Below are 14,834 nucleotides of genomic sequence, written 5' to 3' on the forward strand. Positions count from 1 at the left end.
CGCCGTCACCTCATTCCTTTTCCAGCCGGTAGCCTACACCCCGGACTGTAGCAAGGCGCAGGCCGCTTTTCAGGGCCCGCAGCCGCCGGCGCAAAAAATGGATATAGTTGTCCAGGTTGCCATCCTCCACCTCCGCGTCCGGCCCCCAAACCCGCAGAAGCAGCGTGGCTCGTGGCAGGGTCTGCCCCGGATTTTTCAAAAAGCTTTCCAGGAGATCCGCCTCTCTTTTGGAAAGCTCACAGCTCCCCGCCGGACCCTCCAGCCGCTTTTCCGAGGGGAAGAACCGCAGATCCTCAAAGTGCAGGGAATCGCTTTGCTCCCAGGTTTGAGGGCGGCGGCTGATGCTGCGGATCCGTGCCAGAAGCTCCCCAAAGGCAAAGGGCTTTACCAGATAATCGTCGGCCCCGGCGTCCAGCCCTTGTATTTTATCCCCCAGCTCTCCCAGCGCCGTCAGCAGGACCACCGGGGTGACCACCTTTTTGCTTCGCAGTTCCCGCAGCACCGCCACGCCGTCCAGCCCCGGCAGCATGCGGTCCAGCAGGATCAGGTCATGAGCCTGCTCCAGGGCCAACTGCAGCCCATCGTCCCCCGCTTCGCAGTGATCCACCGTAAAGCCTTCCTTTTCCAACTGAAATTTTACCGATTCCGCCAGCCTTCGGTCGTCCTCTATCAATAAAATACGCATGCCCTTCCTCCCGTCTAGCATCTAATATATAAAGCGCCAAGGCGCCAACTGCAATGATCGCTTTGTGATCATTATATCATAAGCGCCGAAGGCGCGTTGATATAATGTGCCGATTGCCCGTCTGAGCAAAGCGAAGAACTGGGCAAGGCAATTTTAATTTTATAATATCCGCATGTCCTTTGCGGATATTATATCATAAGCGCCGAAGGCGCGTTGATATAATGTGCCGATTGCCCGTCTGAGCAAAGCGAAGAACTGGGCAAGGCAATTTTAATTTTATAATATCCGCATGTCCTTCGCGGATATTATATCATAGCAATCTCTAAAAAACATTTAATTTTTAGAGGTTTTTTAGAGGTTGCTGTGCTATCCTTTTTCCAGAATCTCTTTTCAGAAAGGATAGTTACTTATGGCACGCTACAAGCTTTTCGCAAAACGAATTTTGGCCATGGGCCTTTCTATGGTCCTGTTACTTTCCGCTTTTGGCTGCTCCTCCGAAAAGAACAGCGCCTCCGGCTCTTCCCCGGCCAAGGGGCGCTATGTGGAAACAGCGCTTTCCCTGCCGGGAGATCAGTATACGAAAGCCCCCATCGCTCTTTCTGAGGAAAACGGCAAGCTGAAGCTGCTCAGTGAAAGCGGCCTGTTCGTTTCGGGCGATCACGGCGCAAGCTGGCAGGAGGAAACCGTCTCCTCCCCCACCCTGCAAAAGCATTTCAGCACCGATTACACCCAGCGGCTTTCCAGACTGTCCTCCGCCGCGTGGGCTCCTAACGGAGATCTCCTGTTCTCCTATGCGGAGACAAACGTGAATACCAACGAACAGGAGACCCACTATATTCTGGCGGATCAAAACGGGACAGAGCGGGAAATCAAATTTTCCCTTCCGGAGGTAGATTGGGGGCAGAACGAGGAAGGTTCCGCCGCCGATGTCAGCGACCCGACGGAAACCGGAGATACAAGCAGCCTTCCCGCCGCCGAAGGGGAAGAAACCGGCGCAGACGTTACAAGCTCATCCGAGTTTATTTACGACCCGGAAAATTTCACCCTGGAAAACACGCTTTCCAATTTTCACTTTTTGCCGGACGGCTCTCTGCTGGGGCTGGATTTCATCGGCCGGCTGCTTCACCTGGATCTTCAAACCGGAAAGGTTTTGCACACCTTGAAAAACGGCTCCTCAGGTTCCTATACCAGCTTTGCCGTGGTCAAGGAGCTGCTGTACGCCATGGCTTACGACAGGATCGAGCTTTACAGCACCGCTGATTGGAGCCTGCAAAAGGCAGACGCCACCTTAAGCAGCTTTTTAGGCGGCGAGGAAAGCGATGGCACGGAAGCCGCCCTGGGAATTTCCTTCACCGTAGGGTCCTCCGGCGGCATTCTCTCCGGCTCGGGAGACGTGCTCCTGTTTTCCGATCCTCAGGAAGAGGCGCTGTATCTGTGCACGAACAGCGGGGTATTTCGCCATGTTCCCGGCGGCAGCGCGGTAGAGCAGGTGATAAACGGCGCTTTGAATTCCCTGTCTGACCCGGCCTATCAGCCCCAGAAGGTTTTTCTGACCTCCTCCGATTCCTTCTATAATGTGTGCTATCAAAATGAAAGCAACGACAGCATTTTGCTGCGGTACGACTATGACCCAGATCTGGATTCCACCCCGGAAACAGAACTGAAGGTTTTCGCCTTCCGGGAAAGCAACGATCTGCGCAGAAGCATTGCCGCTTACCAAAAGGCCCATCCTGACGTCTATGTGAACCTGGAGCTTGCCAACACGGAAATTTCCGATTCCACCTCAAAATCAGATCTGCTGCGCACCCTGAACGCCAGCATTATGGCGGGAAAGGGCCCCGATGTTTTGTTCCTGGACGATATGCCGGTAAGCAACTATCTGGAAAAGGGCCTGCTTCTGGACCTCCGTGAGCTGACAGAGGGAGAGGCTCTGTTTGAAAATATCATTTCCGCCTATCGCGGTGAGGACGGCAGCCTTTGCGCGATCCCCACCCGGTTTTCCCTGCCTCTGATGGTGGCCTCTGACTCCCTGCTTTCCTCCGCTTCCGATCTGAGCACGTTGGCGGACACCGTGGAAAAGCTGCGGGAGGAAAACCCCAAGCAGACCTCCATTACCGGCCTGAACCGCCCCTATTCCCTGCTGGAGGCCCTGTATCCCGTATGCGCCCCCACTTGGAGCAAGGACGACGGCTCCCTGAGTGAAGAAAAGCTCCTGCAATTTTTGAAGGAAGGAAAACGCCTTTATACCGCGGAGCGCAAGGGCTTTGAAAAGGATGATTCCCTTTACTTCTCCGGTGCTGACCTCGGCGGTCTGTTCGGCGTTGGCCTATTACAGGAAACGGAGCTTATCACACTGGGTACGCTTTTGGGCTACAGCGACCTTTCCTGCCTGAGCACCGTGACCAAAAAGCTTTCCGGCCATTTCTACAAGCCCCTGCCGGGACAGGCGGAAAATGTATTTCTTCCCCAAAACACCGTGGGGATCAGCGCCAAAAGCACACAGCAGGAAGCGGCAAAAGATTTTGTGAAATTCCTGCTTTCCAGGGAAACCCAGGAAAAAGCGCTGGGCTCTTATTTCCCGGTTCACAGCGAGGCCTTGAAAACCATTCTGGAAGAAGAAAAAAGCACGCTGGAAAAAGCCGAAACCAGCATTATCAGCGTTTACAGCGAGGAGGGCGGCTCCTACAACCTGGACCTGGAGCTTCTCCCTCTGACCGATGAGGACATTTCCGGGTTCTTCGCCCTGGCAGAAAGCCTTACCACCCCCTTCCTGGAGGACCCCATTCTGAAGGAAGCCGTGCTGGAGGAGGCCGCCGCCTGCCTTGCGGGAGAAAAAAGCGAGGCGGAAGCCTGCGAAGCTATTTTGCGGAAGGTCGATCTCCATCTTTCCGAGTCATGAAGCGGCGGGCGGGAAAAAGCCAATGGACTGGGCTATTCTTTCTTCTGCCCAGTCTTTCCGGCGTATGCTTCTTCGTGCTGCTGCCCTTTCTCGATGTGGTACGGCGCTCCTTTGCAAGCGCTGTCACCGAGGAGTGGGTGGGACTCAAAAACTATGAAAGCACCCTGCAAAACCCGGCGTTTCAGCTGGCGGCCCGGAACACCCTGCGGTTTTCCCTGATCTGTATTCCGGCGCTTTTGGCCCTTTCCCTGCTGCTGGGAATTTTCCTGCAAAGGCTCAAAACCCTGGGCGGCTTCTTAAAAACCGCTTTCCTCTTTCCCATGGCGATCCCGGTGGCCTCCATCGCGCTGGTGTGGAAGCTGCTTTTTGAGGACCGGGGGCTTTTGAACAGCCTTCTCAGCGGCCTGGGCCTTTCTCCCGTCAGCTGGATGGACAGCCCCATGGCCTTCTGGGTGCTGGTACTGAGCTACCTGTGGAAAAACCTGGGGTACGATATTGTGCTGTGGATGGCGGGGCTTTCCGGAATTTCAGACCAGATCTACGAAGCCGCCCGGATCGATGGGGCCGGGGAATGGACGCTGTTTCGCCGGATCACCCTGCCCTGCCTGCTGCCCACCCTTTTTACCGTTTCCGTGCTTTCCCTTCTGAACTCCTTTAAGGTGTTCCGGGAAGCCTACCTGGTGGCGGGAGATTACCCCCACGACAGCATGTACCTGCTGCAGCACCTGTTCAACAACTGGTTCCGGGATCTCTCCTTTGACCGCATGGCGGCAGGGGCTGTGCTGGTATGCCTTGTGGTTCTCACCTTGATCCTGTTGATGCAAAAAAGCCTTGAAAAAGAGTGATGTCTGTGAAGCTCCGCCATTTTTCCGTACTGCCGCTGTGCTTTTTAGGCCTTCTGGTGTGCAGCCCGGTGATCGTGCTGCTTTCCGGCTCGCTGATGAGCGCCGGCGAGCTTTCCCAAAATCTCGCGCCCATTCTCTCGAAAAACAGCGGGAGCTATGTGCGCTGGAGCCTGCTTCCCCGGTCCCCCACCCTGCGCTCTCAGGTGGAGCTGCTACTGGATTCCCCGGAATTTTTTCACATGTTCTGGAACTCAGTGAAGATCACCGGCGGCATTCTGCTGGGACAGCTGCTTCTGGGCGCGCCGGCGGCCTGGGGCCTGGCACGGTTTCGCTTCCGGTTTCGGAAGACCCTTCTCACCTTGTATTTGATTTTGATGCTCATGCCCTTTCAGGTCACCATGCTGTCAAGCTTTCTGGTGCTTGACCGCCTTGCCCTGCTGGATACGCCCTGGGCGGTGATCCTGCCCGGCGCCTTTTCCACCTTTCCGGTGTTTCTCATGTACCGCTTTTTCCGCTCCATTCCCGAAGCCATTCTGGAAAGCGCCCGGCTGGACGCGCGAAACGCCCTTCAGGTGTTCTGGTATATCGGCGTTCCCCTGGGCTCAGCCGGGATCGTTTCGGCGCTGGTGCTGGGCTTTCTGGAAAGCTGGAACCTGATCGAGCAGCCCCTGGCCTTTTTGAAGGAACAAGCCCTGTGGCCGCTGTCCCTTTATCTGCCTAATATCAGCCTGGAACGGGCGGGGCCCGCCTTCGCCGGGTCGCTCCTGGCCCTGGTTCCCGCTTTCCTGGTGTTTTTAAGCGGCAGGGATTATCTGGAACAGGGCATTACAGCCGCCGCCATGAAGGAATGAGAAAGAAAGGAGCCTGCTTTATGGAACGATCTCAAGGAAAACATACCACCCCCGCTCTTCCCCATTCTGTGCCGGTCACTCTGGAGGAGCTGCTGCAAAAGCGCGTTCGCAAAAGCTCCTCGCTGCGGGCAAAGGCGCTGCGGGGCCTCGGGGGCTTTCTCGCGCTGATGCTTCTTTTGACTCTGCTTTCCCGGGCCGCCGATGAATTGACCATTCCCAAGGTCTCCCTGCAAACGCCGGAGCCCCGCACTATCGACAGAAAGATCACCGCTTCCGGCAAAGTGGAGGAAACCTTTGCTTCCTCCGTGACCGCCATAGCGGGGCTTCGGGTGGCGGGGATCTCCGTAAAAACCGGAGAAAGGGTGGAGGAAAATGCTCCGCTTTTCACGCTGGACGAAGCAGATCTGAAGGAAAAGCTGGAAGCCGCCAGAGAAGAGCTTACAAAGCTGGATCTGGAAATTCGGGACCAGGAAAGTCGTGACGCGCTGAACGCGGAAAACCGGAGCATTGCCCTCAGCAGAGCACAGCAGGATCTGGCCAGCGCCAAAAAAAGCGCCGACAAGGCGGTAAATGACGCGGCAAAGGCCCTGGAAAAAGCCCAGAAAGCGCTGGAAAGCTATTCTCCGCCTCCGGCCGCCGAGCTTTCCGCCCTGCAAGCCGCCTGCACCGCCAAGGAAGCCGCCCTGAAGGAGGCAGAAAACGCCCTTTCCCTGCTGCGGGAGGAAATAGAGGCGCAGGTAAGCCTGGCAAGGGAAGCCGCCGAAGCGTCCGGAGAAAGCCCGGAGGAGGCGGAACGGGAAACACGCGCCGAATATCAGGCGGCGCTGAAGGAAGCAGAAGACAAAGCGGCCCTTGCCGAAAAGGAAAAGCAGGAGGCACAGGAGGCCCTTTCCCTTGCTCAAAAGGAAGACGGCGCTTCTCAAAAGGAAGCCCTGCAAGAGGCGGTGGAATCCGCCCGGCAGGCCTATGACCAGGCTGTGGAAAACAGGGAATCCGTTTTGCGGGCCGCGGAACGGGCCGTGGAGGACGCACGGCAGCGGGAGGCCTCCGACAGCACCGGGGAAAGAAACCAAATGGCCCGATCTGCCCAGGCAGAGCAGGTGGCGGAATTGGAGGCCCTGCTTTCCGATCACGGCGTCATTCGCTCTCCCCGGGCGGGAACCGTGACGGGCCTTTCCGTGGAGGTAGGTTCCCCCACGCCGGAGGGCGCCGCCGTTTTGCTGGCGGAAAGCGGACAAAGCACGGTGTTTATCGCTCAGGTTCCGGCCAAGCAGCGAAGCTATGTTACCCCCGGTACGGAGGTCGCTCTAAAGCTCTCCGGAGGCAAGGAGCCCATAACCGGCCTTACCGTGGATACAGTAGGACAAAGCGCCGGCGACCCGGAGCTTTTGGACGTGACGGTCCGCCTGCCGAAGGACGCCATGCAAATTGGGGAAACGGCCCAGCTGGAGATCCTGAACAAGTCTCAGGAATATCCTGTCTGTGTGCCGCTCAGCGCGCTCCGGGGAGAAAACGGTGCGTATTTTCTGCTGGTTCCCGAGGAGGAGAAGGGAATTTTAGGCACAGAGCCGGTGGCCCGGCGTATGGACGTAACAGTGCTGGAAAAGAACGATTCCTATGCCGCCCTGGACGGCAGCCTGTTCTTCTCCGACCAGAAATTTCTCACAAGCACCAGCAAGCCGGTGGAGGCAGGCGACAGGATCCGCCTGGAAAACCCGTGACCGCCCTTCGACGCTGGGGCCGCCCGGTGCTGTGCGCCCTGCTTTTCCTTTGCCTTGCCCTTTCCCGCTCCGCCGCGAAACGTTTGGAGTTGATCCCCCGGCTTTACACGACCTCTCTCTCCGGCTTTCCCCTTACCGGAGAAGCGGCTCACGCTATGGAAGAGCGGGAAGCGGAGGAGCAGCGCCCCGCCGCCTTTACCCTGTGGAAGGAGGAAAAAGAGCAGGCCTTGGAAAACCCGGACTTAAGCCGCTCTGCCGCTGCCAGCGTGATCTCCCTTTCCGGCAGCTCCACCCTGCTTTTTTCTTCCAGTGCCCCGCTGCTTTCCGGGGATACGGAGGGCTGCTTGTTAGATGAGATCACGGCGCAAAGTCTGTTTGGCAGCCCTGATCCTGTAGGTGCGGCGCTTTTTTATGGGGGACGCCGCCTGACCGTGCGGGGCGTTATAGAAACAGAGCGCCCGCTTCTGCTCTGTCAGGCGGAGCAAAAAACGGAGGGCCTTACGCGCCTGACCCTGCGCCCGCCGGAGGGTGCTCCCATTCGGGACTTTCTCGCGGAATTCAGCAGCCGCCACGGGCTTTCCGGCAGCTGGGCCTCCACCGATACCTGGAAGGGCCTTGCCCGCTTCTGCTCCCTGCTTTCTCCCTTTCTTTTCTTCCTTTCCCTGTTCTTTCCCCTTCTGAAGGCGGCCTTTTCCTCCACGGAATTTCCCGCTTCCTTTTTTCTCTGCCTGCTCACGGCCGGGGCCGTGTGGTTTTTCATGCTGTGGATCACGGAGGCGTCCTTTCAGCTTCCGGAGGAGTTTCTTCCCAACAAATGGTCAGACTTCGATTTTTGGGGCGACCTGTGGCAGCAGAAAAAGGAGGAGCTCCTGCTGTTTCTCACCATGGAAAAAACAGAATTTGAGCTCCGCCTGCTGCTTCCAGCTCTGCGGGCTCTCTTATTTGGCCTGCTCTCCCTCATGCTGTTCCCCTTTTCTCTCCGAAAAGGTAAACCGAAAACAGGCCGCGGCCTGTGGCTGTGGTGCGCCTTCGCCCTGCTTCTCCCCTTTTTCGCCTCCCTCTTTCTCGATCCGGCTCTGGCGAAGGATCGCCTGCTGTGGCTCTGCCTTCCCGCATACCTTGCCCTTTCTTTTCTCTGCCAAGCGCTGCTTCGTACGGTAAAGCGATGGACAGCGGAAAACGCATAAAAACACCGGACCTCGAAACACAATGCTCTGCGAGGTCCGGTGTTCTATTTAAGCAAAAAAATCCAAAGTTCCAACAGGAAAGTCAAAAGTATTTATTCTCACATTGCTTCTCTAACAGCAGATCACCGCATCGTCACCCGCAGCTCTTTTACTTTGCCGTCCCGCACTGCGCGGGCCTGAGCTTCCGGCAACAGGCCGCCTTCCGTTTGCTCCGGCTCACCGTTCTGATAGATCAGCTCGTAGCTTACCGCCTTGGTTTGGCCGGGGGTCAGCGCTTTACAGCCCGGCGCGTTGTAAACCACCCTGACACTGCCCAGGAATACCGCTTCCACCCTGCCGCTTTCGGGCATCAGGTAAGCGGGAATACAGGGGGAAAGCTCCAGGCACAACCGGCCGTTTTCCAGGCGGAAGGGGCGCTCCCCAAAGAACATCAGCTGCCAGATCTGCAAAAATTCCGCTGTGGAGCCGGAAAGCCGGGCCACAAAGCCCCTGCCGTGAACGGCGGGATCCGGGTTTGCGGAGGAAGCCAGGAAGGAAACATTTTCCAGGGGGCTGCGTCCGTACTGCTCCCAATTCAGGAAGGGGACCGCCGCGTCGTGCAGCGCCTCTCCGAATTCCTCATACAGTCCGCTTTTCAGCAGCTCCAGCAGATACTTGTATTCCATATGGAGCCAGATGGATTCGTTTTCCAGCCAGCCGGGCGTAAAGGCCTTGGCGCGGCCCACCTCGAAGCTCACGTTTTGCAGGCTGGCGTTCACCTTATACATGTGAAGCTTTTCATCGTACAGCGGGCTTTTTCTTACCAATTCATGAAGCGCCCGCTTTTTCTCCGTCCCGTTCGACAGCTTGAGATAATGTACCGGTCCTTCCAGGAACAGGGGCATGGCCTCCGGCTGAAGTTCTGTGGGCATGGGCCCCTCCGGCGTGCTCTGTACGGCGGAGGCGGTGAAAGTAAAGTAGGTGGGGATCACTCCGCCGCCAAAGCCGCAGGCCGCCTCAATACCTTCCTGAACCGCCCCTTCCAGGCGGGAAAGCATAGCGCTGAGCGCTTTGCGGCCTACCGCTGTTCTTTTTCCCTGATAACCGATCTCGGTATTTGCCCGGTAAGCCTCTTTTACGGTATTCAGCCGGTCCCAGCGGGCATAGCTCTCCTGCTGGGAAGAAAGGATCTGATCTACCTCGGAAAGCAGGGCGGCCGCTTCCTCATACAGATCCACCTGTCCCTCATGGGTCTCCAGCGCCTCAATGGTAAACCGCAGCAGCCGGGCCAGCTCACAGCTTTCGGCCATGGAGGAGCCCAAAAGGCCCGGAAGGCCGTTTAGGGCGTCGTACCAGCCGGGCTTTCCGCCCTCCATCTCCACGCCCATACCGGCGGGATCCAGGGTGGCTGTTTTCAGCGTACACAGGAGGATCAACTTCTCTATCAAGGTGCTTTTTGCCTCCTGCCCGTCCGCCGTGCACATCCATTTGCGCACTGTTCTCCGTTCCTCCGGCGCCAGCGCGTGATACTGCCGCAGCCCGTTTTTCGTCATTTCGTACCGTTTTGCCCGGGGGTTTATCCGCACCCTGGTTTCATAATAGCGATACCGGCGGTCCTCAAACAGCAAGGCCTCCTTTTCCTCCGGGAACACGCTGAGATAGGATTCTATCAGATCCAGGTTATAGGTCCAGTGGTCGCTCCAATAGCCCTCGCCAAACTCGGCATTGGCCTCGCTGTCCGCCGCGCACACCGCCCTTGCCGTAAAGCCTTTTGCTTCCTCCTTGCTCATGCCCCAGTCCTCTGCCGCCATGGCAAGCTTTCCGGGGGTAAAGGGGTGGGAAAGAACAGCTTCCGCCTGAGGCGCCTCAGCCAGAAGGACTTTTCTTGCCTCATCGGAAAGGGTAAAGGTGCTGGGGGTGACCACCAGAGGATTATAGCCGTCTGTCTGAATCAGATCAAAGAAGGTATGGATATTTTCCCTTCGGAGTCTGGGCGTAAACCGCACGTCGCACCGGCGGTTCTGGTTTACGTCCCGGAAATTGCCATTGCCCTGGGCGTAATACTCCCGGCCCAGAGAGAAATAGTTGTATTCCCGCTCCGGGTCTCCGTGCTTTCTGGAATAGAGATAGAAGGGGGTTTCCTTTTCCCCGTCTGTGAAGAGCATGGGCGCGCCGCCCCGAAGAAGATTATCCAAATAGGCCTGCTTGCTGTAGGCGTCGAATACGGGATCGGAAGTCTTACAGGCTGCCTTGGCGCACAGGGCTTCCACTACCAGGATCTCTTCTTCCCGCTTTTCCGCCGCCCAATGGGCGCCGGAGGCCTTTTTCGCCAGAGACGCTACTCTGCCTTTTTCCTCCGCCTGGCCGTAAAGGCAGGTAAGCCGCAAAGCTTCTCCCGGCCCCAGCACGGCTTCCTTCGGCAGGAAACAGCAGGGGAACAGGTTTTGGGTGATCTGGGGCTTCCGGCAAAGCTCGGAAAGAGAATGCTCCAAAAAGCCGTGGGGCATGGCAAAGGAGGTGTCTTCCCCGAAAATCAAAGCGGGCTGTACAATGGGCCGCAGCAGGCTTCCCGCCTCGTCCCAGGCCAGGCAGAAATTGCCGCCCTCCACCTCGGTCACGATGGCGCTGTCCGCCATGGACGCCCGCACCCGGAAATAGGCGCAGCCTGCTTCGGCGTCTTCCACCTGCATCCAGGCCTTGGCAAGATTGGCTTCATTTTTCAACGTATCATGGCTGATCCCATAAGGCACCAAAGCGGGCATGCCGTCCAAAAGCTCCAGGGACAAGGGCTTTTCCCCCTGGTTTCGCAGGGTGAGCACCCTGCACAGCGCCGGAGAGCGTTCTCCCGGCACGCCGAAATAGAGAGCGGAGGCAGAAATCTGCCCGCTTTGACAGGTGATCTCCACCTCGCTCATGCCAATGTGCATATCGCACTGCCGGGTAAACAGTTCCTCATAGCTTCCGTCAATTTTACAGAAAGTACGAAAGCCGGTACGGCTTACGTCACGGTAGGACACATGGGCAGGGCAGAATTCCATAATGGGGTGATCCTTATCCGATACGCCGAAGCTGCACACCGCCTGGCCCCGGTTGTTGTAATAACACCAGATCGGCACGCCCAGCTCGCCGCCAATTCCTGGCAGGAAGCTGGAAAAGGTGGGCTTTTCCTGATAATTTGAGATCACGAACCTGTTTCTTCCGTCAAACATGGGCACTCTATCCTTTCTTCTTCAGCTTTACGGCGATCACGAGCTCTCCCTGGGGCAGCTCTCCGGCAGGCAGTACAAGCTCCGCACCGCGGCCTTCCCAGCGTTTCTTCCCGCAGATGGCGGCTTCTATCTCATACTCTCCCCAATCCAGCCGGTAAGGGTTCTCATAGCAAACGCGCAGGGAATGCCCGGCGCTGACGCAGGAGATCTCCGCCCTGCCGTCCGCCGTGAACTGCTCCGCCGTAAGCTTGGGGGAGAGCACCAGGTCTCCCGCCCTGCCCCGCACACCGAAGACCTGGGTCTGCAGGGTCAAAAGCCACCAGCTGCCCGCGCCGGTCAAATAGGGGTACATGCCCCGGCCCCGGTCGTCGAAATACTCCGGGATCCCGGGCAGAATGCGGCTTTTCTCAAAACGAACGCTTTGCCGGTACAGGTTTTCCAGAACCCGGAAGCCCTCCTTCGCGAAGCCCCGGGAATACAGGGCATAGGCATACATCACCGCCATATGGCAGAATACCGCGCCGTTTTCCTTATGTCCGTAGGCAAAGCCAAACATGCGGCCCATATCCAGCTTGACCTCTTCGAAATCCGTGTTCAGGCAGTAACCGCCTCTGCTTTCATCATAAAGGTAGTGATCCGCTGCCTGAACGATCTCCCGCGCCTTCGGGCCGTCCGCCGTGCCGGAAAGCAGGGAGAACACCTGCCCGGTCAGCATCATGCGGGGCTTTTCGTTGAGAACGCCCTCCACAGCCCTGCCGGAATCGTCGTAATAGCTGTTGAACCAGTGGCGGCCCTCCTGATCTCCCGTCCACTCCGTTTCCCGGATATGAGCCTTCAGCCGGTCTCCCATGGCCTGCATTCGCCGGGAAAGCTCAGAAAGGGAAACCTCCGCCTTTTCCGTGCTTTCGTTGGCAGCGGCACAATAGGCGGCAAGCGCCTTCCGCATTTCCTCCGGCGAACCGGCTTCACATTCCAGCAGGGAAAGAAGGGGCTTTAAGAGAGAAACGGTGTTCCGCCCCTTTTGTTCCAGCCGCTTCAGCAAAACGGAAAGCGTATCAAAATTCCCTGCATAGGCGGCGGTAAAGGCCACGCTTTCTCCCCGGGTGCGGGCCATATCCAGTCCATCGTTCCAGTCGGCGCCCCGAAGCCGCATGTGCCCGTGCTCGCCCACATCGAAGAAGGCCGTGACCGCCTGGATCAGCAAATGCTCCAGCACCGTGCCGCTGTGAGGCATGCCTGCGTTCTCCCGGGGGCCGCCCTCTCCCCGGAAGGCCAGGGTATCGGCAAAATAGGGCTGCTCCTCCAAAAGGAACTCATCGTCCCCGGTTTCGTCCAGATAGAGGTTCACTGTCAACAGCGGCCAGAAGCCGTGATCCATCCACACCCTGGGGATATTGTTCCGATCCGCCTTGAATTCCCCGGGCTTCGTGCCGATAATAGTGGCGTTGGTGCCGTCTGTCCGCACCCCGGCAAAATAGCACAGCAGGTCGTTCCGAGTGGCGGCCGGGTCGGTCAGGAGCAGGGCAAGGCTGTCCTGCCACAGATCCCGCCAGCCTCTGCCGCCTCTGCCGTAATCGTGATGAGGCAGGAAGCTGCACCCACAGATCCGCCGCAGCAGAGGCTGAATGCCCACCCAGCGCATCCAGGCGTCAAATTCCTCGTCTCCCGTGCGGAAGTGCTGGGAAGCGGCCTTCTGCCACCAGTCCTTCGTTTCCTCCAGCCGCTTTTCCACCGCGGCGGCAGTCAGATAGGGCGCTGGGTCGTCGTCCACCGCCAAAACGATTTGATAGCGCCGAGTCTCCCCGGGGGCAAGGGTGGTCTCCCGGAAAAACAGAGCCGCCACCGCTTCCCCGCCCCGGTCACCGTCTCCCTCGTGAAGCAGGGAAACGCCGTCCGAATCTGTCAGCGCCTGGGGCCAATCGTAGCTGCCGCAGCCTACAAAATCCCGCACGGAGGGAAGAAAGCCCAGAGGAGCGTCGCCGTTTTCCTCCGCACCCCAAACGCGGTAGGTGATCTCTCCCTTTTGGTGCCCCCGCTCGTCAAAAGTCAGGGTAGGGCGCAGGTCTACCCCGAATTTCGTCAGCCGGATCCGGTGCAGCAGGCTGGTAACATGGCGATGATCCCGAATATTGTCGGCGGAACGCCCATACAGGGGGATCGCTGCCACCGGCGAAAAAACAGCGGGAGCCGCCCCCGTATTGGTCAGAGAGACCTGCATGATCTCGATCCGTTCTTTTCCCGCCGGAACAAAGCTCAGCGTCTCCGCCCGAAGTCCCCAAGGGCTTTCTCTCGTCAGCTTCTGCCACAGCAGACCGCCGGTCAGCGTGGAGGTCTCCTTGCCGTCCGCCCGCTGGGCGGCGCTTTTTCCGGTAACGGACCAGGGCCTTTCCCCCGTCCGGCAGACCCAAAAATTCCGGGTGGCCGTGCTCTCCTGAAGAGTCTCTGCGCTGGCCGGAGCCAGCAGGAAAGTATTTTGATCGGTTTTACAGTCTCCCGCAAGCAAGGGCGTAATGCTGGACATCATGCCCCCTTCGTTCACCAGTGGCAAATAGGCCTCCGGACACCGCTCCGCTTCCGTCAGCAAAAAGTCTCCCTGTCCGTTCAAAAATTTCAATACTTCCATTTCATCGCCGCCTTTTTCTATAAAATCACGGGAATTTTTAGACTCATTTCTGGTAATAATGTACCTCAAATTTTACATTTCGTCAAGTGCTTTTCGTCTTGGCCCGCGGAGCCTCCGAAGTTGATGCCAAACGAAAAAGGGAGGGGGCGGAAGCTTTACACGGAAAAACACGGCGGAGCCTTTCGGCCCGCCGTGTTCTATTCTTCTTTCGGTTCTCTGAGGAAGGCCTTTCTCTCTTCAGGACGGTGCTAACGCAGAAGCATGCGGAATGTATTCTGAACGCCGGAAATTTCAACACGCCCGTCCTTCAGCCTTCTATGCTTTGCGTGGTGCAATCGTCCTTCTGTTGACTCTGATGATTGTCCTTATGATGTAGGACGGATTTTGCGGACATTCAAAATAAAAATGAATGTGGAGGTAACAAGCAATGGCAAAATCATTATTTGAGGAACTGGGCGGCAGATACAAAAGGCAAGGAGATTATCTAATACCGTGCATAGCTTTACCTGCCGAAGAAGAACAGTCAATAGGCATATGGGGACAGCGGCACTTAGACTATCTGAAGCAATACCGCAGGGTTACATACACCAATCTTCTCACAAGCGGCAGGCTCAATGCCTATCTTGTCGATGTAGACAGGCAGGCACAGGAACGCTTTGAAAGGCTCATAGAGGGCATGAAACAGGCACAGGGCATAACGGAACGCCTAAAGGAAGAAAATGCCTTAGAATGGGTACAACGCCTTAATAACGTAAGGGCTTGTGCGAGGGAGATTGTTGAGAAAGAAATAATTTACGCATAATAAATTGGCGGCGGAGTAAGGCTCTGTCGCTTT

9 protein-coding genes are annotated in these 14,834 nt (G+C 57.4%); 6 read left to right on the top strand and 3 right to left on the bottom strand.

Going from position 1 to position 14,834, the window contains the following annotated elements; all coding sequences use genetic code 11:
• Nucleotides 1-10: 10 nt before the first annotated feature.
• Nucleotides 11-685, bottom strand: coding sequence for a response regulator transcription factor (locus U8T64_RS04710; RefSeq protein WP_322181435.1), 675 nt, complete (start codon nucleotides 683-685; stop codon nucleotides 11-13).
• 409 nt (nucleotides 686-1,094) lie between these two features.
• Between U8T64_RS04710 and U8T64_RS04715 the strand changes: the two genes are divergently transcribed.
• Genes U8T64_RS04715 through U8T64_RS04735 form a run of 5 tightly spaced genes read left to right on the top strand, consistent with a single transcriptional unit; the run spans nucleotide 1,095 to nucleotide 8,188 of the window.
• Nucleotides 1,095-3,584 (top strand): extracellular solute-binding protein, encoded by a 2,490-nt coding sequence (locus U8T64_RS04715; RefSeq protein ID WP_322181437.1) that lies wholly within the window; start codon nucleotides 1,095-1,097, stop codon nucleotides 3,582-3,584.
• Entirely contained in the window at nucleotides 3,581-4,429 is an 849-nt protein-coding gene (locus U8T64_RS04720; RefSeq protein WP_322181439.1) for a carbohydrate ABC transporter permease, read from the top strand. Before U8T64_RS04715 ends, U8T64_RS04720 begins: the two co-directional genes overlap by 4 nt.
• Entirely contained in the window at nucleotides 4,429-5,280 is an 852-nt protein-coding gene (locus U8T64_RS04725) for a carbohydrate ABC transporter permease (protein ID WP_322181441.1), read from the top strand. The genes U8T64_RS04720 and U8T64_RS04725 overlap by 1 nt, the downstream gene beginning before the upstream one ends.
• 20 nt (nucleotides 5,281-5,300) lie before the next feature.
• Nucleotides 5,301-7,001, top strand: a complete 1,701-nt coding sequence (locus tag U8T64_RS04730) for an HlyD family efflux transporter periplasmic adaptor subunit (protein WP_322181443.1) — start codon at nucleotides 5,301-5,303, stop codon at nucleotides 6,999-7,001.
• On the top strand, nucleotides 6,998-8,188 hold the full coding sequence (locus U8T64_RS04735) for an ABC transporter permease (RefSeq protein WP_322181445.1): 1,191 nt from the start codon (nucleotides 6,998-7,000) through the stop codon (nucleotides 8,186-8,188). The genes U8T64_RS04730 and U8T64_RS04735 overlap by 4 nt, the downstream gene beginning before the upstream one ends.
• A gap of 122 nt (nucleotides 8,189-8,310) precedes the next feature.
• Here the strand turns inward: U8T64_RS04735 and U8T64_RS04740 are convergent, their stop codons facing one another.
• A complete protein-coding gene (locus U8T64_RS04740) occupies nucleotides 8,311-11,376 on the bottom strand; it encodes a hypothetical protein (RefSeq protein ID WP_322181447.1) in 3,066 nt (1,021 codons plus the stop codon).
• 7 nt (nucleotides 11,377-11,383) lie between these two features.
• Complete coding sequence (locus tag U8T64_RS04745; RefSeq protein WP_322181449.1) at nucleotides 11,384-13,999, bottom strand: GH36-type glycosyl hydrolase domain-containing protein; 2,616 nt, start codon at nucleotides 13,997-13,999, stop codon at nucleotides 11,384-11,386.
• Nucleotides 14,000-14,426: 427 nt separating this feature from the next.
• Between U8T64_RS04745 and U8T64_RS04750 the strand changes: the two genes are divergently transcribed.
• Nucleotides 14,427-14,801, top strand: coding sequence for a TnpV protein (locus tag U8T64_RS04750; protein WP_322181450.1), 375 nt, complete (start codon nucleotides 14,427-14,429; stop codon nucleotides 14,799-14,801).
• Nucleotides 14,802-14,834: the final 33 nt, after the last annotated feature.

It is taken from the genome of Neglectibacter caecimuris (assembly GCF_034335015.1).
Classification (GTDB): domain Bacteria; phylum Bacillota; class Clostridia; order Oscillospirales; family Acutalibacteraceae; genus Acutalibacter; species Acutalibacter caecimuris_A.

Coding starts and splice junctions, on each gene's coding strand:
- U8T64_RS04750 (WP_322181450.1), top strand. CDS start 14,427: ATGGCAAAATCATTATTTGAGGAACTGGGCGGCAGATACAAAAGGCAA.
- U8T64_RS04745 (WP_322181449.1), bottom strand. CDS start 13,999: ATGGAAGTATTGAAATTTTTGAACGGACAGGGAGACTTTTTGCTGACG.
- U8T64_RS04740 (WP_322181447.1), bottom strand. CDS start 11,376: ATGTTTGACGGAAGAAACAGGTTCGTGATCTCAAATTATCAGGAAAAG.
- U8T64_RS04710 (WP_322181435.1), bottom strand. CDS start 685: ATGCGTATTTTATTGATAGAGGACGACCGAAGGCTGGCGGAATCGGTA.
- U8T64_RS04725 (WP_322181441.1), top strand. CDS start 4,429: ATGTCTGTGAAGCTCCGCCATTTTTCCGTACTGCCGCTGTGCTTTTTA.
- U8T64_RS04720 (WP_322181439.1), top strand. CDS start 3,581: ATGAAGCGGCGGGCGGGAAAAAGCCAATGGACTGGGCTATTCTTTCTT.
- U8T64_RS04715 (WP_322181437.1), top strand. CDS start 1,095: ATGGCACGCTACAAGCTTTTCGCAAAACGAATTTTGGCCATGGGCCTT.
- U8T64_RS04730 (WP_322181443.1), top strand. CDS start 5,301: ATGGAACGATCTCAAGGAAAACATACCACCCCCGCTCTTCCCCATTCT.